The organism is Pseudomonas sp. P1_A1, from assembly GCF_056406935.1.
On sequence record NZ_JBFTZE010000002.1, the window covers coordinates 291,452 to 313,212 of the forward strand.

Annotated in this window: 17 protein-coding genes and 3 pseudogenes; 14 read left to right on the plus strand and 6 right to left on the minus strand. The window is 54.5% G+C overall.

Translation table 11 applies throughout. The features are described 5' to 3' along the window. Positions 1-6 precede the first annotated feature (6 nt). The 10 genes from tssM (at position 7) to AC1D2Q_RS04265 (ending at position 14,552) form a co-directional block, all read left to right on the plus strand. Entirely contained in the window at positions 7-3,546 is a 3,540-nt protein-coding gene (tssM, locus tag AC1D2Q_RS04220) for a type VI secretion system membrane subunit TssM (RefSeq protein ID WP_477812349.1), read from the plus strand. After that, positions 3,546-4,274 carry a PP2C family protein-serine/threonine phosphatase gene (locus AC1D2Q_RS04225; protein ID WP_477812350.1) on the plus strand — a complete coding sequence of 243 codons (729 nt, stop codon included), beginning with the start codon at positions 3,546-3,548 and terminating at the stop codon, positions 4,272-4,274. The genes tssM and AC1D2Q_RS04225 overlap by 1 nt, the downstream gene beginning before the upstream one ends. Beyond that, positions 4,271-5,302: a serine/threonine-protein kinase gene (locus tag AC1D2Q_RS04230; protein WP_477812351.1), complete on the plus strand. Its 1,032-nt coding sequence runs from the start codon at positions 4,271-4,273 to the stop codon at positions 5,300-5,302. The genes AC1D2Q_RS04225 and AC1D2Q_RS04230 overlap by 4 nt, the downstream gene beginning before the upstream one ends. A 28-nt stretch (positions 5,303-5,330) precedes the next feature. Next, positions 5,331-7,367: a type VI secretion system Vgr family protein gene (locus AC1D2Q_RS04235; RefSeq protein WP_477812352.1), complete on the plus strand. Its 2,037-nt coding sequence runs from the start codon at positions 5,331-5,333 to the stop codon at positions 7,365-7,367. 5 nt (positions 7,368-7,372) lie between these two features. Further along, positions 7,373-8,395, plus strand: coding sequence for a tetratricopeptide repeat protein (locus tag AC1D2Q_RS04240; protein ID WP_477812353.1), 1,023 nt, complete (start codon positions 7,373-7,375; stop codon positions 8,393-8,395). A gap of 16 nt (positions 8,396-8,411) precedes the next feature. After that, positions 8,412-11,336 carry a hypothetical protein gene (locus AC1D2Q_RS04245; protein WP_086945188.1) on the plus strand — a complete coding sequence of 975 codons (2,925 nt, stop codon included), beginning with the start codon at positions 8,412-8,414 and terminating at the stop codon, positions 11,334-11,336. Continuing rightward, positions 11,337-11,750, plus strand: a complete 414-nt coding sequence (locus tag AC1D2Q_RS04250) for a hypothetical protein (protein WP_477812354.1) — start codon at positions 11,337-11,339, stop codon at positions 11,748-11,750. A 257-nt stretch (positions 11,751-12,007) separates the two neighbouring features. After that, complete coding sequence (locus tag AC1D2Q_RS04255; RefSeq protein ID WP_086945186.1) at positions 12,008-12,424, plus strand: lysozyme inhibitor LprI family protein; 417 nt, start codon at positions 12,008-12,010, stop codon at positions 12,422-12,424. Between the two features lie 234 nt (positions 12,425-12,658). Beyond that, positions 12,659-13,147: a hypothetical protein gene (locus tag AC1D2Q_RS04260; protein ID WP_477812355.1), complete on the plus strand. Its 489-nt coding sequence runs from the start codon at positions 12,659-12,661 to the stop codon at positions 13,145-13,147. Positions 13,148-13,190: 43 nt separating this feature from the next. After that, a complete protein-coding gene (locus AC1D2Q_RS04265; RefSeq protein ID WP_477812356.1) occupies positions 13,191-14,552 on the plus strand; it encodes a lysozyme inhibitor LprI family protein in 1,362 nt (453 codons plus the stop codon). An 87-nt stretch (positions 14,553-14,639) separates the two neighbouring features. Here the strand turns inward: AC1D2Q_RS04265 and AC1D2Q_RS04270 are convergent. Further along, positions 14,640-14,789, minus strand: a pseudogene (locus tag AC1D2Q_RS04270) (DUF6124 family protein); the annotation flags it as partial. Positions 14,790-15,174: 385 nt separating this feature from the next. On the opposite strand from AC1D2Q_RS04270, the gene AC1D2Q_RS04275 reads away from it, so the two are divergent. Both AC1D2Q_RS04275 and AC1D2Q_RS04280 read left to right on the plus strand, forming a co-directional pair. After that, a complete protein-coding gene (locus AC1D2Q_RS04275) occupies positions 15,175-15,594 on the plus strand; it encodes a hypothetical protein (protein WP_477812357.1) in 420 nt (139 codons plus the stop codon). 109 nt (positions 15,595-15,703) lie between these two features. Next, a pseudogene (locus AC1D2Q_RS04280) lies at positions 15,704-16,291 on the plus strand (serine/threonine-protein kinase); the annotation flags it as partial. Between the two features lie 58 nt (positions 16,292-16,349). Here AC1D2Q_RS04280 and AC1D2Q_RS04285 read toward each other — a convergent pair. Next, positions 16,350-16,634, minus strand: a pseudogene (locus AC1D2Q_RS04285) (DUF6124 family protein); the annotation flags it as partial. A 199-nt stretch (positions 16,635-16,833) separates the two neighbouring features. Between AC1D2Q_RS04285 and AC1D2Q_RS04290 the strand changes: the two are divergent. After that, on the plus strand, positions 16,834-17,718 hold the full coding sequence (locus AC1D2Q_RS04290) for a hypothetical protein (RefSeq protein WP_477812358.1): 885 nt from the start codon (positions 16,834-16,836) through the stop codon (positions 17,716-17,718). A 93-nt stretch (positions 17,719-17,811) separates the two neighbouring features. Here AC1D2Q_RS04290 and AC1D2Q_RS04295 read toward each other — a convergent pair whose 3' ends face one another. Continuing rightward, on the minus strand, positions 17,812-18,192 hold the full coding sequence (locus AC1D2Q_RS04295; protein ID WP_477812359.1) for a DUF6124 family protein: 381 nt from the start codon (positions 18,190-18,192) through the stop codon (positions 17,812-17,814). Positions 18,193-18,721: 529 nt separating this feature from the next. Between AC1D2Q_RS04295 and AC1D2Q_RS04300 the strand changes: the two genes are divergently transcribed. Beyond that, positions 18,722-19,105 carry a helicase gene (locus AC1D2Q_RS04300; protein WP_477812360.1) on the plus strand — a complete coding sequence of 128 codons (384 nt, stop codon included), beginning with the start codon at positions 18,722-18,724 and terminating at the stop codon, positions 19,103-19,105. A gap of 36 nt (positions 19,106-19,141) precedes the next feature. Here AC1D2Q_RS04300 and AC1D2Q_RS04305 read toward each other — a convergent pair whose 3' ends face one another. The 3 genes from AC1D2Q_RS04305 to AC1D2Q_RS04315 form a co-directional block, all read right to left on the minus strand. After that, complete coding sequence (locus tag AC1D2Q_RS04305) at positions 19,142-19,903, minus strand: Fic/DOC family protein (RefSeq protein ID WP_477812361.1); 762 nt, start codon at positions 19,901-19,903, stop codon at positions 19,142-19,144. Beyond that, on the minus strand, positions 19,900-20,157 hold the full coding sequence (locus AC1D2Q_RS04310) for a hypothetical protein (RefSeq protein WP_477812362.1): 258 nt from the start codon (positions 20,155-20,157) through the stop codon (positions 19,900-19,902). Before AC1D2Q_RS04310 ends, AC1D2Q_RS04305 begins: the two co-directional genes overlap by 4 nt. Positions 20,158-20,297: 140 nt before the next feature. Beyond that, positions 20,298-21,698, minus strand: a complete 1,401-nt coding sequence (locus AC1D2Q_RS04315; protein ID WP_477812363.1) for an aminoacyl-tRNA deacylase and HDOD domain-containing protein — start codon at positions 21,696-21,698, stop codon at positions 20,298-20,300. Positions 21,699-21,761: the final 63 nt, after the last annotated feature.

Below are 21,761 nucleotides of genomic sequence, written 5' to 3' on the forward strand. Positions count from 1 at the left end.
CGTGTGATGAAAAAGTTTTTCAAGAAAGTCGGCGCATTCCTGCGCCAGACCTGGGTCTGGACCCTGCTGCTGGTGCTGTTCGTCGCGCTGCTGGTGTGGTTCGTCGGCCCGCTGTTGGCGGTCAATGACTACAAGTTCTGGGAAGGTTCGACCTCCCGTTTGCTGACCATCAGTGTGCTGTTCCTGATCTGGGGCCTGACCATGGTCTTCGTCAGCTGGCGCGCCGGTGTGCGCAAAAAGGCTGTGGAAGCCACCGAAGACGGCCAGGACCGCATTCGCCGTGAAGAGCTGATCGACGAAGAAGAGAAAGAGTTGAAGGTGCGTTTCAAGGACGCCCTGAAAACCCTGAAGACCTCGAGCCTGTATCGCGGCCGCAGTGAACGCTGGCGCAGTGATTTGCCGTGGTACTTGCTGATCGGCCCGCAGGGCAGCGGCAAGACCAGCCTGCTGGACTTCTCGGGCCTTGAGTTTCCGATCAACAAGATCGACCGCAAACTCACCCGCGACACCCTCGGCACACGGCATTGCGACTGGTACTTCGCCGACCACGGCGTGCTGATCGACACCGCCGGGCGTTACCTGACCCAGCCGGATGCCGAAGTCGATGGCAGCGCCTGGAGCACCTTGCTCGACCTGCTTCGCAAGCGTCGCCGCAACCGTCCGTTGAACGGCGTGCTGGTGACCATTCCGGTGGAAACCCTGCTGGGTGGCAGCGAGCAAGACCTCGAAACCCTGGCCCGCCAGGTGCGTGCGCGCCTGCAAGACGTGCATCAGAAACTGCACGTCGATGTGCCGATTTATCTGGTGTTGAGCAAGGCTGATCGCCTGCTCGGCTTCGACGAGTTCTTCGATCAACTGACCCGCGAAGAAAGCGATCAGGTCCTCGGCACCAGCTTCCGCAAAGAGCAGAGCGGCACCGATGTGGCCGTGCTGCGCGCCGAGTTCGAAGAGCTGCTGCGTCGTCTCAACAGCCAGGTGATCATGCGCATGCACCAGGAGCGCGACACTCAGCGCCGTGGCCGCATCCTCGACTTCCCGCATCAACTGGGGCAGATCGGCGAGCGCCTGTGCCTGTTCGTCGACCTGGCGTTCACCGGCAACCGCTACCAGCGTGTCAGCCAGTTGCGCGGTTTCTACCTGACCAGCGCACCGCACCTGACTCAACAGATGGACCAGACCACCGCCAGTATCGGCGCCAACCTGGGCATGAGCGCCGGCATGCTGCCAACCCTGCGCAGCGGCCGTTCGCGGTTCATTCACCATTTGCTCAGCCGGGTGATCTTCCCCGAGGCCGATCTGGCCGGTCTGGACAAGCGCGAGCGCAGCCGCATCCACTGGGGTCAACGTGCCCTGTACGTGGGCGCACTGGCGGCATTGGCGCTGTTCGGCATGCTCTGGGCGGGCGGCTTCTCGGCCAACTATGAGCGTCTGGAAAACCTGCGTTCCCTGGCACAAACCTGGAACCAGCAACGCTCGGCCCTGACCGCGCGCGATGATTCGATGGCGGTGCTCAAGACCCTCGACACCAGCTACGCGGCGACGCAAGTCTTCCCGAACAAAGGCGACGTGTCGTACCACGAGCGCGGCGGCCTGTACCAAGGCGAAGATGCCAATCCGGTGGTCAAGAGCGCCTATGAGCGTGAACTCGAAGCGCAACTGCTGCCACGGGTCGCGACGCTGCTGGAAGGGCAGATCCGCGCCAACATGAAGGACCGCGAACGCCTGCTCAACAGCCTGCGCGCGTACTTGATGCTGAACATGAAAGATCGCCGCGATGCGGCATGGCTCAAGGATTGGGTCGCCACTGACTGGTCCCTGCGCTATGCCGGCAACACTGCCGTGCAGAACGGTTTGAACACCCACTTCGAGCGTTTGCTCAAGCAGCCGTTTATCTACCCGCTCAACGAACAACTGGTGGCGCAGGCGCGTCAGGTTCTGCGCAGCGAGTCGCTGGCCAACGTGGTTTACCGGATGCTGCGCGAGCAGGCCCGTAATCTGCCGGAATACCGCCTGAGCCAACACATCGGCCCGCAGGGTTCGTTGTTTGTCGGCACCGATTACGTGATTCCGGGGTTCTACACCCAACAGGGCTATCAGCAGTACTTCTCGGTCCAGGGTGCTGCTCTGGTTACCGATATCCTGCGCGACAACTGGGTGCTGGGCGAAGGCTCGGGCATCAGCGGCATGGACTTGCGTCGCCTGATGGTCGAACTGGAGCAACTGTACTTCCGCGACTACGCCAACTTCTGGAGCGAGGCGGTCGGCCAGGTGGCACTGCCCGCAATCAGCGATTTCAGTGAGGGTGCCGAGCAACTGGCGGGCCTGACGTCGGCCAATTCCCCGGTGCTGCAACTGCTGGTGGAAGTGCGCGAGAACACCCGTTTCCCGGCGGAAGCCGAACCGGTTGATGAAGCCGCCGATGCCGCTGCAAAACTGGGCGAGCAGAAGGGCAAGCTCGGCAAGTTGGGCAAACTGGCGTCGGCCGCAGCGGACGCGGCGTCTGACATGGCCGCGACCAAAAACCTGCCGGACACCGCGAAGAAATCCCTGCAACGTCGCTTCGAACCATTGCACCGCTTGCTGGATGACAACAACGGCCCGGCCGCTGATTTGACTCCGGCCCTGCAAGCACTCAACGACCTGCAAATGCAAATGGCCAGCCTGGCCCGCGCCAGTTCGCCAGAGCAGGCTGCGTTCGAAATGGCCAAGACCCGCATGAGCGGCCAGCGCGATGCGCTGAGCAACCTGCGCAATGCGTCGAACCGTCTGCCGCGTCCGGTGAGCGTGTGGTTCAACGTGCTGGCCGAAGACACCTGGCGTCTGGTGCTCAACGATTCCTACCAGTACCTGAACCAGCGTTATCAGAGCGAGCTGTACAGCTTCTACGGCAAGGCGATCAACAAGCGTTACCCGTTCAGCGCCCACAGCACCAGCGACGTTGCGATCAGCGACTTCCGCGAGTTCTTCAAGGCCCAGGGCATCGCCGATCGGTTCTTTGATACCTACATGCGTCCATTCGTCAGTGGCGATCCAGGCAACTACCGCCTGCGCAGCATCGACGGTCACAGCATGCCGATCTCCAAGGTCTACCTCGACCAGATGGCCGCGGCACAAGTGATCCGCCAGAGCTTCTTCGCCATCAACCCGGCCGAGCCGCAAGTGCAGTTCAAACTGGAGCCGTACACCCTCGACCCGGCGGTCAGCCGTTCCGAGTTCAAGTTTGGCGACAAGACCATTGAATACCGCCACGGCCCGATCGTGCCGGTGTCGTTCAAATGGCCGACCGACGCCGAAGACGGTCGCACCAGCCTGGTCCTCGACAAAATGGCTGGCCGCCCGATCGGCATCGAAAAGAACACCGGCCCATGGTCGCTGTTCCGTCTGTTCGACCTGATGCAGACCGAGTACCTGACCGGTCGCGACGTGTTGGTGCTCAAGGCTGACGTGGGCGGCCTGCGCGCCAACTACTTGCTGTCGAGCCAACGCACGCCGAACCCGTTCGACATGGGCGTGCTGCGCACCTTCCGTATGCCGGTGCAGCTCTGATGCTGGTTGCCAGCCCCTGGCGCAGCGCTGCGCGTACCGATCCGGGCAAGGTTCGGGCGCGCAACGAAGATGCTTTTCTCGACTGTCCACAGCAGGGGCTGTGGGTGGTCGCGGACGGCATGGGCGGTCATCAGGGTGGCGACATCGCCAGCCAGTTGATCGTCGCCAGCCTGGCGGAATTGCCGGTGCAGGACGACTTCGACGAACGACTCAAAGGTGTTCGCCAGTGCCTGCACTGGCTCAACCGCCGCTTGGGTCAGGAGTTGACCGTCACCGCAGGGCGTCACGACAGCATCATGGGCAGCACCGTGGTGGCGCTGCTGGTGGAAGGCAATCGCGCGGCCTGCATCTGGGCCGGCGACAGCCGCTGCTACCTGTGGCGCGGCCAGCGTTTGTATCAACTGTCCAAGGACCATTCGCTGCAACAGCAACTGATCGACGAACAGAACATGAGCGTCGAAAACGCTCGCGCGCATCCTGCCGCTCATGCGTTGACCCGCGCGGTCGGCGCTGCCGAGCAACTGACGCTGGATGTGTTGGAACTCGAAGTCTATCCCGGCGATGCGTTTCTGTTGTGCAGCGACGGTTTGTATCAAGGGCTGACTAGTGATGCCCTGGGCAACGCCCTGAGCCTGACCGCGCCGCACGTTGCGCTGGAGCGTCTGTTCGACGGCGCTCTGCGTGGCTCGGCCCGGGATAACCTGACTGCCGTGGTGATCCGCCAATGACTGAATTCATGCCACCGATAGACGACCTGCTGGTGACCGAGGAAGAAGCCAATAACCTGACTTACTTCGCTTTCGCCACGTCGCTAAACGGAAAGCCGCTAAACGGAAAGCCGCATCAGGCCGAACCCGCGCTGGCGCCGACCCGGGCCAGCATCGGCGAGCTGCCCGACGTGCTCGCGGGGCGTTACCGCATCGAGCGCCTGCTCGGTGCCGGTGGCATGGGCGCGGTTTACCGTGCACGGGATCTGCTGCGCGAACAGTTCGGCGATCCCGACCCTTACATTGCGCTGAAAATCCTCAGCGAAGAATTTGCCGAATCGCCGGACGCCAGTGCCTTGCTCTACAGCGAGTTCACCCTGACCCGACGACTGCGCCACGACAACGTGCTGCGTTTGCACACCTTCGAAGTGGACACCGACTGCCAGCGGGCCTTCATCACCATGGAACTCATGCGTGGGCTGACCCTGGACAAATTACTCTGCGAGCGGCCCCTGGGCCTGCCGTGGTTCGAGCTGCGCGACATTGCGCTGCCGCTGCTCGACGCACTGGCCTACACCCACGCTCGCGGCGTGCTGCACGGCGACATGAAACCGAGCAACGTGATGCTCAGCGAAGAGGGCGTGCGCCTGTTCGACTTCGGCCTCGGCCAGGCCGAAGAGGGCATCTTGCCCGGCCTGCCACACCTGAGCCGCGACCGCTTCAACGCCTGGACCCCCGGCTACGCCGCCCCCGAACTGCTCGAAGGCCAGCCACTCTCGGCCAGCGCAGACGTATACGGCGTGGCCTGCGTGCTCTACGAACTGGCGGGCGGCAAACACCCGTTCCGTCGCTTGCCGTCGACCGAAGCCCGCGACGGGCGCCTCGACCGCGAGCTGCATGCACCTCGAAACCTACCCAAACACTGCTGGCCAGCCCTGCGAACGGCGCTGGCTTTCGATGCGGCCAAGCGCACCATCACCGCCGCCCAATTGCGTGACGCCCTGGGCGCCACTTCGTCTTTGCTGCAACGCCTGCGACTGCGGGCGTAACGGATGACTACCGAACAGGGAGCAAGCAATGTTCAACTCAGCTAACGAAACGCACTTCAGCCTCACCGTCGAAGACTACGTCGGCAACCTGCAAGTGCTGTCGTTCACCGGCACCGAAGGCATCAGCCAGCCGTATCGCTTCGACCTGGAACTGGTCAGCGAAAACCCCGACCTGGACCTGGAAAAGCTCCTGCACAAACAGGCCTTTTTGGCCTTCGATCCAAAGGGTTCCGGCATCCACGGCCAGATCTACCGCGTCGCCCAAGGCGATGCCGGCAAGCGCCTGACCCGCTACAAAGTCTCCCTGGTGCCACACCTGCAATACCTGCATCACCGCACCAACCAGCGCATCTACCAGCAGATGTCGGCGCCGAAAATCATCGCCCTGATCCTCGAAGAACACGGCATCAAGGGCAACGCCTACCGCTTCCAGCTGAGCACCCCGTGCCCGGACCGCGACTACTGTGTGCAATACGACGAAACCGACCTGCACTTCGTCCAGCGCCTGTGCGAAGAAGAAGGCATTCACTACCACTTCCAGCACAGCGAAAAAGCCCACCTGCTGGTGTTCGGCGACGACCAGACCGTGTTCCCCAAACTCGGCCAGCCCACCGCCTACGTGCAAGGCAGCGGCATGGTCGCTGACGAGCCAGTGATCAAAGGCTTCAAACTGCGCCTGGAAACCCGCACCGGCCGCGTCACCCGCCGCGACTACGACTTCGAAAAGCCCAACCTGCGACTCGAAGCAGCGTACAAGCCCGACGGTGAAAGCACCGAACCGGACCTGGAAGACTACGACTACCCCGGCCGCTTCCTCGACCGCGCCCGCGGCAAATTCCTCAGCCAACGCGCCCTGGAGCGCCACCGCGCCGACTATCAACAAGCCGAAGGCCGTGGCGACCAGACCACCCTCGTCAGTGGCCACTTCCTGGAAATGTCCGACCACCCACGCACCGAGTGGAACGACCTCTGGCTACTCACCGAAATCGTCCACGAAGGCAAACAACCGCAAGTGCTCGAAGAGGCGGTGACCAGCGACACCACCGACAACAAAGACGACTTCCACCAGGGCTACCGCAACCGCTTCCTCGCCACCCCGTGGAACGTGTTCTACCGCCCGGCCCTGGAACACCCAAAACCCCGCGTCCTCGGCAGCCAGACCGCCATGGTCACCGGCCCCAAAGGCGAAGAAATCCACTGCGACCCATACGGCCGCATCAAAGTGCAATTCCACTGGGACCGCGAAGGCCTGGCCGACGACAAAACCAGCTGCTGGCTGCGCGTCTCTTCGAGCTGGGCCGGCGACCGCTACGGCGCCATCGCCATCCCGCGCATCGGCATGGAAGTGCTCGTCACCTTCCTCGAAGGCGATCCGGACCAACCGCTGGTGACCGGTTGCCTGTACCACAAGGAAAACCAGGTTCCGTACGAACTGCCGGCGAACAAAACCCGCACCGTATTCAAAACCCTCAGCTCACCGGGTGGCGGCGGGTACAACGAACTGCGGATTGAAGACAAGAAAGGGGCGGAGCAGATTTTTATTCATGCCCAGCGGGATTGGGATGAAAACATCGAGCACGACCAGAAGATTCGGGTGGGGAATGAACGCCACGACACGGTGGTGAAGAACACCTATACCGAGCTGAAGGCTGAGGAGCATCGGACCACGATTGCTGATCGCAAGACAGAAGCGCGGATGGATGATCACCTGACGGTTGGGCAGAACCAGCACATCAAGCTGGGGACTGCGCAGCTGACTAGTGCCGGGAAGGAAATACACCTCAAGGCTGGGGACAAAATCGTCATCGAAGCAGGGATGGAACTGACGGTAAAAGCGGGCGGAAGCTTCATCAAGCTCGATGCGGGTGGGGTTACCGTGGTTGGGCCGGTGGTGAAGATTAATGCCGGTGGATCGGCGGGGAGTGGGACGGGGATTGGGATTAAGCCACCGGTGTTGCCGGGGGCTGCGGATAAGGATAAGGCGGGGAGTTTGATGGATCAGGCGTTGAGGAATGCTCCGCCTGAGAAGGTTAAACCGAAGGTTTTTTTTGTGTTTTCTGAGTGATCGACATGAATGGTGTGTTGAAGAAGAGCAATGGCTTCGCTGTAGCGGTTTTCACCGTGTCGCTGCTGAGCCTGTTTCATAGCAGCGTTTATGCGGACGAATGTCCGTCTGAGGATTTTGCCCAATTCCTTCCGGCGTTCTCTGCGAATGCTGAAACCCAGCAGCGGTTGACTGCGATGACGGTGAAGTCGCTGGTTTTGAAACCGGTGGGAGAACATGGGGTTTTTGAGCCGCAAACGAGGGGAGTCAACAGTTCCAATTTGGCGTTTCCGCTAATGGCGCCCGTAGCCACAGACAAGACAAAAGGTGTCGAAGTCGAAGCGATCGACGACAGTCACTTCAATGTTGTGGATAAGCGGGCGGGTAACAGCAACATCAAGATCTTCAACTTTTCGCGCCAGGCGTGCTGGGTGCTTGAGGGTGTTGAAGACTGGTCGATCAGTGAGAAAGATCTGGTGGTGGCGAGCAAGCCGAGCATGAGCACCGCCGAGAATTTATGTTTTCAGCGTGCGGAAGCCTACGGAGGGCTGGGGGGGCTAGAGCAATACCGGCTGACAGGTGAGTTATTCGAAGCTTCGCTGGAAAATTATCTATGTGCGGCCGCCTCGGGTGATCCTCAGGCCAGTCTGAATGCTGCGAGTTTGAGTCTTTCGGGGATGGCTTCGCAGTTGGAGACGGAGAAGGTTGAGGCGCTTTTTAAAGCGGCGGCGACCACTCTCGCCGATGGTGCCGCCTCTCTATCCACGTTTTATTGCTACGGGAATAACACCGCGGCTGAAGGCCCTTGCCAGCATCCCGAACAAGCTGAAAAGGAGCTTATCCGCGCGGCATCGATGGGCTCGGCTGACGCTATGAATTATTTGGGTTACTCCTTTGAAACAGGGGAGTTGGTGACCAAGGATTTATCCAAGGCACTGGCGTGCTATCGCCTGGCCGCCGACAAGGGTAACGACACTGCCCTGAACAATTTGAATCGATTGAAAACGCAAGCGGCTGAAGCTAATCAAGCCAGCAGCCATTGCTACTAATTTGCAGGATGCAGAAATGACAGAGCCACTTGATTTAACGAACAAGTACACCGGCGGCGACTACGTATACAAGATGGGCGGGGACGGCGTCAAAACGAACGTAACCGGAAAAAAACTGATTGATTGTTCGCATATGGTTAATTTGTTGCTGACAGGTGCCGGCTACAACATTCCGTATGAAGAGACGCGTGAGATGGAGAATTCCAACTATTACACGACTGTTTTGCCGAAAGATGTGAAACGCGGAGATATTGCTCTTTGGATTAATGAGATTTCCCATAAAGGCGGTAGCCCGCTATTTCACACAGGAATTGTTGAAGATTTCAATCCTGGCACTAACAGCGGACATATATTTGGTGCGCAAACAAGCACTGGCCCTGCAAAGGCTTTGTTTGGTCCTAAGCCTCCAAGCCACTATTGGCCCGTCGTTACAAAGTTTCTAAGGGCTAAAGAAGAGTTTAGGACCGGTGCAGCAGCGCCTGCACCTGCTCAAAAGACGGCCCAACCGTCGACCAGCAAAGCTTCTATTATGAATTTTCAGTATCCCATCAGAAAACATGGCGGGAGTCAGTTTGAAGATGCTGATGAACTATACAAAGCTCTCGAAGCTGAAACATCGGGGCACTACTTGCTTGGAAGTAATCAGTTCTGGCACGGAGGGATTCATATCACTAATGCCAGCGCACCTCAGTGCGTTCGTGATGAGCCTGTACGCTGTATCGGTGATGGTGTGGTTGTGGCTTATAGATTGAATAAAAACTATCTGTCTTCAGAGTACGCAGGGGCGACAAGCTGTGCGAATTTAAAGTATTCGACATCATTTTGCCTAGTGCGCCACGAGTATGAGTCTCCTGCCAATGAGAAGTCGGAAGCAGTAAAAAGCAATAAATTAAGTTTTTTTAGTCTTTATATGCATATTTTGCCCTATGAGCTTTATAGTGCGGAAGAAGAAAAAACTAGTAGGATTGTTAAAGTCGTAAATGGTGGGTGGCCTGCACGTAATCATCATAAAGATCAAGCTGAAAGTAGTACTGTAGGTGATATACATAATGGCGTTGAGTTCGAAATTCTGAAGGAGCAACCTACCCTTGATGGTAAGTATACATTCGCCCAAGGACGGATACTTAAAGGTAAAATTGCCGAGCTAAAAAAAGGGGATGTTGTTTGGTTCGCTACTCAAGAAGATGGCAAGCCAATAAGAAATAGCAAGGGCAAGGAGCGATTAAAAGCAGTTCTTCCTCCTGAGCGACTAACGCCCGGCTATTGGAAAGGGATGGTCGATGCAAGTGTCAGTTCATTACAAGGACTCAAAGTAAGAAGTGCCCCGGTCGGTGAAAATGGCGGGGCGCAGGTTGCACCGGAGCAAGTGCTTTGTACTGGGAGTATGATACGGTTTGATAGTGGGAAGGTTCAGTGGTTGTTCCTTGAAGATGGAAAAAAATACCCAATGGCGGAGTGTTCATTTATTCCCTCAGAAGGAACCGGCCTCAAAGGGGCCGGTGTATTGCCAGAAAAATTCTGGTGCTGCGTGGATGACGTCGGTCCGAAACGACTAATAACAAGGAAAAAAATCACACCGACCGTTTTTGATAGCGTGGTTATTACTAATTCAGCAATCAAGGCAGGCGAGCCAGTAGGATATATGGGACTCTATGAGGTGCCTGCTAATGCAAAAGGTGGAGTTCACAGCAAATATCAGGTTCATGTCGAGGTTTTTAGTGCGGATACAGAACTAGAAAGTTACTTGAAAAATCCAGCGGCGTTGGTTGATGGGAAGAAATACCTGGTTTTGAACGAAGGGCAGATGCTGGCCGCCAAAACTGGGACTGATGAAGCTCCTGTATTCACCGAGCAGGAGCCTGCTATGAAGGCAAAAACTTATGCTTCGATGGATCGAGTTAGTATTGTAAAGGATGCTGCAGGAAAGGAATGGGTAAAAGTTACTGTCCGAAATGACGGTAAACCTCAAACTGGGTTTGTTAATAAAGAAAAGGGAGAGCTGATTTGTCAGCATGATTGGGAAAAGCTGGGTTTCAGAGTAGTAAAAGAATCCAATCCTAACGCCGATGGGTTCTTGGATCCAGGGGATATGCCGGTATTCTTTCAGGAGCTGTATGCAGAAATCGATGCCAAGGGTACTAAAGACAATGACGTAACTCCGGCTGAGCTTCAAGCGGCTCTGCGTGATCCGGAAATACGTAGTAGTTGGTCAAAGTTGATTGCTAATCATCCTACCGAGTGGCAGGCAAAGTCTTCTGAGGCAAAGTGGGAAAAGTTAAAAACTCTACTGGAGGACTCACCGGAGCTACTCAGACATGAGCAGGAGCGAATAGATAAGCTTGTATTCTGGGATGAAATGGCTGGTTCGATGCAGGTTGCATTCACCAATAAAGTTTATCATTTCCATCCTATAGAATTTATTAGTAATCTTAAGCCGAAGGGTGGTGCAGCCCATACCGGGTTATTTACTGTGGCAGACGGTAAAGCAGCGATTAAAGTGATTTACGAAAAATATGGAAAAGAAATGGCGATCATTATCGAGCGGATGTATCGCGACGAGACGGCCCATTTTGAGTCGGGTCAATATGCAAATTGTGGAACCGGTGGGATGGAGGCTTTTGGCGGCCCTCCTTACTATGGTTGGGATGGTGCAATCTTCGAAGCAAATCCAGAATATGCACCGGTTGGTACTTGGTCGGCATTCGAGAACAAGGGGATGAGCGGCCAAGGCGGCAACCAACAGGTTACAGATAAGAAAAAAGTTTTCATAGTATTGCCTTCGGTGTTGGCTGGCATGGAGTATAAGGCTGCATACATCAACAAGTATGACGGTAACTGGGCACGCTGGCACTCTAAAGAAATAGGTGCGCAAAATGCGTATAAAACTCATATTCAAGCAATTCGCGCTAGGTTTGTAGAGGCGCTGGAGAAAGGAGAGTAAATGAAGATTTTAAATTTTGTTCCTAGTATTGCCTTCAAAGCATGCATTGGGGCAGCGCTTTTTTTAATTACAGGATTGGCTTTCGCAGATGGTCAAGACGGTGTTGATGCTCGTTCTGAGGGTGAAGGCTGCTATGGCTACCTGACCGAGATGGTTAGGAGTAGTGACTTTCCATTTCGTTATACAAAGAAAGAAAAAATTAATCTGTTGATTGATGATGATAATGGTGAGCGCATACTGGCTCAGTTGTTCTATAAAACTTCTGGTGAAGGTATTGTTGGGTGGGTTAAGTATTATGTTCAAGATGAGGCGCTATTTAATGCATCGGCAGATTTGGATGAGCCTGTTGAGTTGAAGTATGATAAAAAATACGCRGAGTTGTATAAGGGTTGTATTGCTAAGCTTAATAAGTAATTTTGTTTGTGGGGATGGGGGTTGTCTGTGAGGTTAAATGCCGGCTCCAATAAATAGAGCCGTCTCGTTTCTTACTCGTCCTCCTTTTTTACTAGAGAATTGAGTAGTGAAAAAACAGGCGGATGGCGCCGATATATAGTCGTATGTTTGATGTGAAAACAAAAGCGAAAAGGGGACTGACTTAGTTATGAGGTAGGTTTAGTTGTTGTTAAATAAATCGACCCCTTTTTTTATTTGAAAGTATCGGTTTAGTGACAATGAAATCGTTTATCTTGTTTGTTTGCTTAGTTTTTCCGATCTTTTCTTTTTCAGGTGAAAAAAGTTGTGGTGCAGTTACGTCAACTTTGGAGTTTAATTTATGTGTTAAGCAGGTACATGATTCTGCTGACTCTAGATTGAATGTTAGTTACAAGCAACTTATCGCGAGAGTGAAGTCTCAATATCAAATAGCTCCTGACCAAGGAGCGAAATTTTTGGTTAAGTTAAAAGCTTCACAATTGGCTTGGCTGAAGTTGCGAGATACTAATTGCGCTATAGAAGCTTTTGAGTATGATGAGAAAATGCCGGCTTATGAGGTGACGGTAAATGTTTGCGTCACCAAAATGAGTCTCGAGCGTTCAGAGTATTTAGATAATACTTTTCCAGATAACTATAACGCCCCTAAGGAAAAATGATTAGGTAAGCGTGGTGTGTTTTACAGCTGGTTTTATATGCTGCGCTTAGCGAAAGGTAGCGAAAGAGGACTGATTTAGTTATGAGGTAGGTTTAGTTGGCGATTAATAAATCGGTCCCCTTTTTGCTGTCCACTTAAAGGCCGAGTATTTGGTTGCCATTGTTTGTTTAAATAGGTTGTTACGATGCGTAAATTTTGTTTTTTATTATTGGTATTTATGCTCTGTAGGGTCTCCGTGGCTCAGGACGATAGCCTCTATCTGCGGGGGGTGGTAGTAGATGGACCCTATAAAACAACTGCTGTCGAAAATGCGGAATTATCGGTTTTGGAAACGGGAGATGCAGAGTATCCCGTGTCTTTAGTCCTCGACGTGAAAAACAGCGATGGAGTATCGGCTAGACAGTTAGTTGATAAATATGATGTTGCAGGTTCGTCACCTAAGGTCGAGTCGATATTTTTTTATCCGGTTCAGGATGTAAAGAATGTCTTTGTTTTGGTTTCTTGGGAAATTAACAGTAGAGGCATTGGTACCTACGGTACTCTGTATCAGGTCTATGCTTATGCACGAAGTAGCAATGATAGGTTGATCTCTAATCAATTGATTCAGGCCAATAGGTATTTGAGCGGGATCGATGGCTTTAGTGAGGGTGTGCCACAAACGTTTGCTTATAAAGATGCGGCCTCAATAAAGGCATACGTAAAGAAGCACCTTAATACGCGATAACCCCTTACGAAGGGAACTGTTAAAAATTACAAGGATGATTGGGATGAATCAGTTTATAAGGCTCCTTATTGGTGCAGTATTTAGCGGTCTGCTAGGTTTGCCCACTGCGTTTGCGCAGGATGATTGCAGCGAGATCACCATAAGCGAGCAAATTGACAGGTGTTCTGATGTCGCGAAGAGCGCTGCCGATTCGCAGTTGAATACGAGTTATCACCAGCTTATGGCTCGACTCGAAGCGCAGTATCGAGCCGAACCCGACACGGGGGCGGCGTACACGGCGAAGGTCAAAGAAGCACAGCGCGTGTGGATAAAATTGCGCGATGCGAACTGTCCGCTCGAAGCGTTTGAGATTAAGCCTGGCACGTCCGCTTATGTGGCAACGGTGAACAATTGCATCGCAAGAATGAGCCGCGAGCGCACAGTCTTTCTGGACAGTATTGCGCCCGACATCGTCAGTGGTTCAACTGTTGGGCGAGGGTCAGACGTCTCGTGTCTTTCCCAGAGCTTTGCTCAGTTTCTGCCGGCATTCTCCGCCAGTGCTGAGTCCCAGAAGCGCCTAACCGCACTGGCGGTAAAAATATTGGTATTGAAGCGCACCTCGGACCCTGGTCAATTTGAACCGAAAATTACTGCGGAGACTGGCTCCAGTTTGACGTTTCCGTTGATGGCAGCGATGGTGGGCAAGACTGAAGGGGTTGAGATCGAGACAGTCGATGACACTCACATGAACGTTGTGGATAAACGGGCCGGTAACAGCAACATCAAGATTTTTAACTTTGCTAAAAAGTCGTGCTGGTCGCTGGTGGGGATTGAGGATTGGTCGATCAGCGAGAAGGAGCTTGTCGCACCCGGTAGACCCGGAATGAGCCGCGCGGAGAACCTTTGTTATCAACGTGCTGAGGGCTTGGGTGGGTTAGGGTTTCTTGAGCGATACCGTCTGACTGGGGAGTTGATTGAAGCGTCCCTGGAAAACTATGTCTGTGCTGCGGAGTCGGGCGATCCACAGGCGAGTCTGTCGGCGGCAAGATTGAGTCTTTCGCAGATGGCGCCTCAATTGGAAACCAGCAAGCTTGAGGCATTGTTCAAAGCGGCATCGACGACACCGAACGGCGCGCTGGGTTATGCCACTTATTTTTGTAACGGTAATTCCACCGACTATAGCGGCCCTTGCCTGCACCCCGAGCAGGCAGAAAGGGAGGTTATTCGCGCAGTTTCCATGGGCTCCACAGATGCGATGAATTACCTGGGGTCTTCTTTTGAGAATGGCCAGTTGGGAACAAAGGATATGTCCCGGGCGTTGGCCTGTTATCAGTTGTCAGCTGATAAAGGTAGCCCGGGGGGGAGCGACGGCGTGAAGCGTTTGGTTTCGCAAGGCTCAGACATAAAGGCCAGTCACTGTCTGTAAATTTCACCGTGCAGGTATAAACGCTGAAGAAGGGGACTTTAAGTCCCCTTCGTAACGTCCCTTTTTTATCCGAGTTTCACTACGCCTTCGCCCGATGCGCTTGGGTTTTTCGTTGGGTGGTGGGGCGAAATGGTGGTCGAGGGCGCGTTCGGCGGCTTCGTGGAGTTTTCTGGAGTCGAAGGATTCGTAGGGGGATGTGGCTGGGTTTTCGGGGGGATTCGGTGTTGGCTTGATCATAGATGTTAACTTCCTGGAGTTAAGAGGCTGACACCGTTTCGCTTTGCACTTCGAAAGAGGTGGCAGCTGTGCGTTGGTGTGCAAGACCGGTCCAGGTGCCCGGCAGACCCGAAGGTCTCCGACGCACAGCCGCCATAACGATCCGCAAGTGAAATGGGGACAGACCACGTTTCAATAATGATCTGAAAGCGTGGTCTGTCCCGGTTTTTCCGGTTTTTTCCCTCTTATAGAGTAGGAGTATTTGCAGATGTTCAAGAATAGAACTGCTGTTTTTTTTTCTGTCGTTTTTATCGTCAGGCATTGCTGTGTCTTCTTCAGGTGCTGAGTCGTATGTAAAAAAAGATGTCATGGATTGTGAAGGAATTAAAGTTGAGTTGGTGTCGAGTTGCCAGAAAGATACGGTAGAGATATCCCAGCCGCATGGGGGCTGCCTGTATGTACTGATCAAGTTATTAATATAAGTGGCAAAGAAGATCGTCGTAAAATTGATAAGGTCTCTCAGCTTACAGACTCCGGAAGAAAGGTTAAGTCTTTATCAAATGTTGTAGTTTCTATGGCTTGTATTAAAGGCAGCAAAGAAAGCGTGGTGTCTATAGGTGGTTTTGGTGGATGCGGCTCTTGCCCTGAGTGGCACGGTTATTACTCAAAGGAGGGGAAGCTGATTTATCATGTTTTTAGTAACTCATATAAATTATTTGATACTTCCGGATCTTATGAGGACTTGCTTAACAAATATGGTGTTAAGGAGAGGGATCTAGTTGATGAGAGTCGGTTTGCGCAGAAAGTTGAATATGACAATCCTTAATCTCTTCTGAGTAAAGGGGGTGGATTTATTTGTTGCGCTCAAAAATGAGATGGGGACAGACCACGTTTCAATAATGATCTGAAAAACGTGGTCTGTCCCCGTTTTTCCCCTGGACAAATTACTCTGCGAGCGGCCCCTGGGTCTGCCGTGGTTCGAGCTGCGCGACATCGCGCTGCCGCTGCTCGACGCGCTGGCCTACGCCCACGCTCGCGGCGTGCTGCACGGTGACATGAAGCCGAGCAACGTCATGCTCAGCGAAGAAGGCCTGCGCCTGTTCGACTTCGGCCTCGGCCAGGCGCAAGAGGGCATCTTGCACGGCCTGCCGCACCTGAGTCGCAGCCGCTTCAACGCCTGGACCCCTGGCTACGCCGCCCCCGAACTGCTCGAAGGCCAGCCGCTGTCGGCCAGCGCGGACGTGTACGGCGTGGCCTGTGTGCTCTACGAACTGGCGGGCGGCAAACACCCGTTCCGCCGCTTGCCGTCGACCGAAGCCCGCGACGGGCACCTCGACCGCGAACTTCACGCACCCCGAAATCTACCCAAACACTGCTGGTTAGCCCTGCGAACAGCGCTGGCGTTCGATGCGGCAGATCGCACGATTACTGCCGCCCAACTGCGTGACGCTATGGGCGCTACATCGTCTTGGTTGCAACCGCTGCGGCTCTGGGCGACCCACTGTCCAATGTCAGTCAGTTAATTGAAATCCCTGTGGAAGCGGCGGTGTGCCCTTCCCACAGGTTTCGCTCGCGGATTAGCTACGTCTTGGCCCGATGTTCCGCCGGGTTTGGCGAATCAATATGATCCAGCGCTCGCTCCACCAACAACTGCACCCCATCGGCCATTCGGCTGAGTGCCAGGGCGACTGAGCGGCGGGTGCCTTCGATGTCGTCGGCTAGGTCGGCAGCGATGACGCTGATGGACTTCAGGGCCAGGAGGGCTTCGGTGTCGATGTCGGGGGAGACGGTGAAGAGTTTGCCTTTGCGAGGTTTGGGTTTATCGCTGCGCGGAGGAGAGAAATGGTAGTTGAGGACGAATTCGGCGGTTTAGTAGAGTTTTTGAGTTGAGGGTTCGCGTAAAAAGGGGCGGTAAAGCATCTCGCTACACATCGTTCTAGGGGTTCCTCTATACCATTCGTCGGAACTGTTATTTCTGACAGTAGATACTACGAACCCGAAGATTCATGGTTTTAGAGTGTCATCATGGCATAGCTACTCTATTGGATTATAAAAGGGAATTAATATGAAAAGGTACGCAGATGTAACCACTTCAGCTCAAGTAAGCTTTCTTATCGATAATTGGTATTCTGGAAAAGATCTTTTCTTGGCGCCGCCGCTTTACGCCAAGAGTGTGCGCCCAGGGGAGGATCCTACATTTAACCTTGTCGAATACATCGGGAAGAACTCCATTGGTGGCAGGTATTCAACCAGTAGGAAGATGAATAACTATGGGAAATGGCGTGGGTATAACCGACTGTCTCAGCAACTGTTAATGGCGTCCGACTCAAAAGAATACCTGTTCGAATTAATTAAGGACGGCAACCAGATCACCTACAGATCGCTAGAGAGCGGAGGCGTTGCAGCATCACTGGTTCTATACGACGATGTTGTCGGGGGGGTAGTCTTGAGTGCTGAAGCTCCAACGCAGGATGCTAATAAGATTAATGCCGCGGTAGAATTGGAAAATAACGTATTCATTGTGCCGGAAGATGGATGGTGCTCAACAGGGGGCACTATTGCTACAATATCAAAATCAAAAACGATACCCGACACCGAGATGTTTTCGCTTTTGACTAATGTAAGCCTTAATGTTGCGGGTCCATTTTATCAATTAATCTCTGGAGAACTGGTCAAGGTTGAAAGTCGAGATTCAGATAATTTCGGAACATGGGGCGGTTACTATGCTCTTACTGGGGATAAAGATAAGCTTTATCCTGATGGGGTGTCAGAGCTAGTGATTACTGATGGTTTTTCAGAAGGAAAAGCTATTATCGAATTCAAACATAATGCTGAAGACAAAACTGTAACCATTACGGTGAGATCTCACACAAGTAAAGTCTGTGATATTAGAGATCTAGGGGAAGTTGGATATGGCGGATTTCCAAACACGATCCGTTTTGGTTTATAGCTTGGTACGATCTCGGAAGGATTAATTGACGGAGAGTGGCCGTTGATATGCTGAAAAGGGGACGCAGCGTCCCCTTTTCTATTCGCGGTTCCGCTACACCTTCGCCCGATGCTCCGCCGAATTCGGCGAATCAATATGATCCAGCGCTCGCTCCACCAACAACTGCACCCCATCGGCCATTCTGCTGAGCGCCAGGGCTACTGATCTTCGAGTGCCGTCGATGTCGTCGGCCAGATCGGCGGCGATGGCGCTGATGGACTTCAGGTCTTCGGAGGCGTTGGCCAGAAGGGCTTCGGTGTCGATGTCAGGGGAGACGGTGAAGAGTTTGCCTTTGCGCTTGGGTTTTTCGTTGGGTGGTGGGGCGAAATGGTGGTCGAGGGCGCGTTCGGCGGCTTCGTGGAGTTTTCTGGAATCGAAGGATTCGTAGGGGGATGTGGCTGGGTTTTCTGGGGGATTCGGTGTTGGCTTGAACATAGGTATCTTCCGGTTATAGGAGTTGACACCGTTTCGCTCGCACTTCGAAAGAGGTGGCAACTGTGCATAGGTGTGCAAGACCGGTCCGGAGCATCCGGCAGACCCGAAGGTCTCCCATACACAGTCGCCATAACGATCCGCGAGCATAAGAAAATGCTCGACCAATTGCCATTAACGATTGTGTTCCAGATCGGACTTGCACGTCCGTGTCACCGATTTTGCGGTGACGAACAGAGGTTATCGGTGAAGGCCAAGGGTGCCTAGTTCACGGACAGCCCGGCGTTTTGAAGGAAATGTCCGAGAGGTTTGAGGGCATCAAGATCAAAAGATCGCAGCCTTCGGCAGCTCCTACAGGAATGTGTTTCTTTAGGTGTAGGTCGGATCCCTCAGAATGAAGGGCAAAGCGTGACTTGGCGGTCATCATGCGGGAAAAGCGGTTCATCTTCTTCTAACGCAACCCGATGGTGGCGTTCTGGCTTGGAGCGGCTACACTGCGCCGGCCGTTCATTTTTCTTTTGAGGCTGTGCGCATGAAATTTCGTTTTCTTCTGTGGATGATGGGTTTGTTGATGGGTAAGGCCAGTCGGACAAATCCTGCGTTTCAGCAGCAGTTGGGTGACAAGGCGTTGGTGTTTCAGCTACAGACCCTGGACGGGAAAGTGGCGCGGCATTTCGTGGTGAAGGATCAGCGCATTACCAGCAAGGCTGGGGTGTATGCGGAGCCGGCGTTTGCGATTGCGTTCAAGGACGCGGCGTATGGCTTTGCCACGATGCAGGCGAAGAACAAGCAGTTGGCGTTTATGACGGGGATTCAGGATAAGTCGATTCAGATCAAGGGCAACCCGGCGCTGGTGATCTGGTTTCAGGGGTTGACCAAGTATTTGAAGCCGAAGAAGGCCAAGCCGAAGGCATAGGTCTTTCAGGTAGTTCGCCAGGACAAGCCGGCTTCTTCAGCCTTCCGGCTCAGGAGGCCCGGCGTCCAGTGGCTGGCCCCGGTATGTCTTGTAGATCTGCTGGACTTGCGGGTTGTCCAGGTTTTCGTATGTGATGTCTTCCTTGTCCAGGCCATCCAGGCCTCTGATGCCACTGATGGTCTCTGGCCATTCGTCACGACTGGATATCTCGACTACGAACGGGTTGAGGTAGTTATCGAGATGCCTTTCGCGAGGCTCTCGGATCTCGCCGCTGAGTGCCCGCAGATAGTCGTCTTTGCTTGTCCTTGACCAGTCGATGGCGAACCCGGCCCGATAACAGAGTTCCATGAAGACTAATAGAATCGTGCGCCCATTGCCGTCCAGGAAGGGGTGTGCGAAAGCCAGCTGGCCCATCACCCCGCCGGGATGGTCTCTGAAGCGTTTCTTGTCAGCTGCTAGCTTCAGCGCATAGTCGACAGACATTTTGATGGAGTCCGGGCGCTCGAAGACGGTGCTGCGGGGATCGTCGAGGGAGCCCTTGAAGACTGCCAGGTGAGGGACAAGCTCGTTCCGGTCTTTTCCTGCCCAGTGATAGAAGCCTGAGAACAGGATTTCGTGAACTTTGAGTACTGTCTTGTAATCGATTGGCTTCTTCTTAGCCAAATAGGCAAGCGCATCTTCGATACTCAATTCGAACGAAAGATGCTCTGACTCTTTTACTTCGGTGGGATCTTTCAGTTGCAGCGAGTTTTGAAGATATCCAGCAGTTTCGAAGTCGCCGAACGGATCAAAAGTCATGCGCTACGTTTCTGTGCGCGCCTTTCCTGAAGATAGCGCCCTTGGAGCGCCAGGATCTCAGACTTGCTCAGAACGCCTTTTCTCTTGAGGTTGACGAGCAACTGTTCGATGCCATCCAACTCGACGACATCGCCAGCCAAACGGGTAATGCACACGGCCATACGACTCATGCCGTCACGTCCAGCAGTGACCTTGTTTTCTTTAGCAAGCTTGCGGACTTGGCTTGCAACACTGACAGCAGCTGTTTGGGTCATCGGAAAGCCCTCTATTTGCAGTCAAATCATAGCAGCGGGCTCACTTCCTGTCTTCGCTGGCTCATCGCGGGCAAGCCCGCTCCCACAAGGATTACCTGAATCCTGCGTGGCTTGGTCCGGGCGGCGATCCGACGATGCTTTTAGGCCTGGCTAAATTGCGAAGCCAGTTCGCGCAGCAGCACTTCAGCTTCAAGCACTTTGCTGACCACATCGTTGGCTTTGTCGCGAGTCAGGCCTACGCGCTCCAGCAGGGCATCTGGAATGTCTTCATCCGGCCCCGAACCAATCCCGCGACCACGCAGCAAACGCACCGCCAGGCACACAAGATTCGGGTATTCGGCATAGTCACCGTCATAGCTCGGGTCGTGCTGGAAGCGCAGGGCGGTGGCCAGTTCTTCGGGCATGTCCCAGTAGCGCATCAGCCATGAGCCGATCTGTTCGCGGCTGATGCCCAGCAGGTGTTGTTCCACGTAGCTGTGGCACAGGTGCGGGTTGACCTCCAGGTGGCGGCAGATCAGCGAGAAGTGCGGCGGGAAGACGTGGGCCAGCAGCAGGTAGCCGAAGTTGTGCAGCAGGCCGGCGAGGTAGGTCAGGCCGGCTTCCGGGCGCTGGGCGCGGGGCATGGCGCGGGTCAGGCCTTCGATGACGGCGGCGGTGTAGATCGATTGCTGCCAGTACGGCGTGGTGTGTTGCGGGTGGTCTTTGGGCAGGCTCAGGGTTTTGCCCAGGGCCAGGCCCAGCGCCAGGTTGATCACCAGGTCGAAACCCAGCACGCGGACGATGGCGTCTTCCACTGAACGAATCTTGCCCGGCGAGGCGTAGTACGGCGACGCCGCCCAGCTGACGACTTGCGCGGCCAGGGCCGGGTCGGTTTCGACCACGCCAGTGATGTCGTCGATGGTGGCGTTGGGGTCGACCCGCAGTTTGATTATTTTTTGCGCGGTTTCGGCCAGTGGCGGAATTTCGATGGTCGCTTCCAGGCGTTGCTGAATGCGCCGCGCGGTGAACGCTTGCACGGCCTGGGTGATTTCCTCGCGGTCATCGTCGGGGCGGTCGAGGTTCGGGCGGATGCTGTGCACGGCTTCGCCGAAGTTGCCGGCGCTGGCCTTGGTCAGCATGGTTTTGAAATCTTCGCTGGTGATTTCCAGCAGCACGCCTGGCTCGCCCGAGTTGATCAGCAACTTCGGTTCGCGCAGCAGGCTTTCTTCGTACAGGCACGGCGAGCTGGTGAGCGCCGGCAGGCCGGGCAGCAGGCTCAGGCTGTGTTTGCCGAGCATTTTTACCAGGCGTTCGGTGGATACGGCGGTCAACCGGCGGCCGGTGAGTTCGGCGAGGCGGTTGAGGTCGAGCAATTGACTTTGCGGAAACAGCACCATGAGCGCGCCGACGGCATCGTCCAGCAAAACTGCCTGCACTTTGCGTGCGGCGTTCAGGCCGTGATGGTCGAGGACTTCCTGGTAGGCGATGCCCAGCTTGCCGAGCAGCAGCCGAATAACAGACGGAGCGTGCGGGGTTTCGGGGGCGAGGGCAGCTTCTGTCATGGTCTGTATCCGTTTTCAAACAATTGCAGGAGTATAACCAGCTTGTTTAAAGCCAGGGTCCAG

Coding starts and splice junctions, on each gene's coding strand:
- tssM (WP_477812349.1), top strand. CDS start 7: ATGAAAAAGTTTTTCAAGAAAGTCGGCGCATTCCTGCGCCAGACCTGG.
- AC1D2Q_RS04225 (WP_477812350.1), top strand. CDS start 3,546: ATGCTGGTTGCCAGCCCCTGGCGCAGCGCTGCGCGTACCGATCCGGGC.
- AC1D2Q_RS04230 (WP_477812351.1), top strand. CDS start 4,271: ATGACTGAATTCATGCCACCGATAGACGACCTGCTGGTGACCGAGGAA.
- AC1D2Q_RS04235 (WP_477812352.1), top strand. CDS start 5,331: ATGTTCAACTCAGCTAACGAAACGCACTTCAGCCTCACCGTCGAAGAC.
- AC1D2Q_RS04240 (WP_477812353.1), top strand. CDS start 7,373: ATGAATGGTGTGTTGAAGAAGAGCAATGGCTTCGCTGTAGCGGTTTTC.
- AC1D2Q_RS04245 (WP_086945188.1), top strand. CDS start 8,412: ATGACAGAGCCACTTGATTTAACGAACAAGTACACCGGCGGCGACTAC.
- AC1D2Q_RS04255 (WP_086945186.1), top strand. CDS start 12,008: ATGAAATCGTTTATCTTGTTTGTTTGCTTAGTTTTTCCGATCTTTTCT.
- AC1D2Q_RS04265 (WP_477812356.1), top strand. CDS start 13,191: ATGAATCAGTTTATAAGGCTCCTTATTGGTGCAGTATTTAGCGGTCTG.
- AC1D2Q_RS04290 (WP_477812358.1), top strand. CDS start 16,834: ATGAAAAGGTACGCAGATGTAACCACTTCAGCTCAAGTAAGCTTTCTT.
- AC1D2Q_RS04295 (WP_477812359.1), bottom strand. CDS start 18,192: ATGTTCAAGCCAACACCGAATCCCCCAGAAAACCCAGCCACATCCCCC.
- AC1D2Q_RS04300 (WP_477812360.1), top strand. CDS start 18,722: ATGAAATTTCGTTTTCTTCTGTGGATGATGGGTTTGTTGATGGGTAAG.
- AC1D2Q_RS04305 (WP_477812361.1), bottom strand. CDS start 19,903: ATGACTTTTGATCCGTTCGGCGACTTCGAAACTGCTGGATATCTTCAA.
- AC1D2Q_RS04310 (WP_477812362.1), bottom strand. CDS start 20,157: ATGACCCAAACAGCTGCTGTCAGTGTTGCAAGCCAAGTCCGCAAGCTT.
- AC1D2Q_RS04315 (WP_477812363.1), bottom strand. CDS start 21,698: ATGACAGAAGCTGCCCTCGCCCCCGAAACCCCGCACGCTCCGTCTGTT.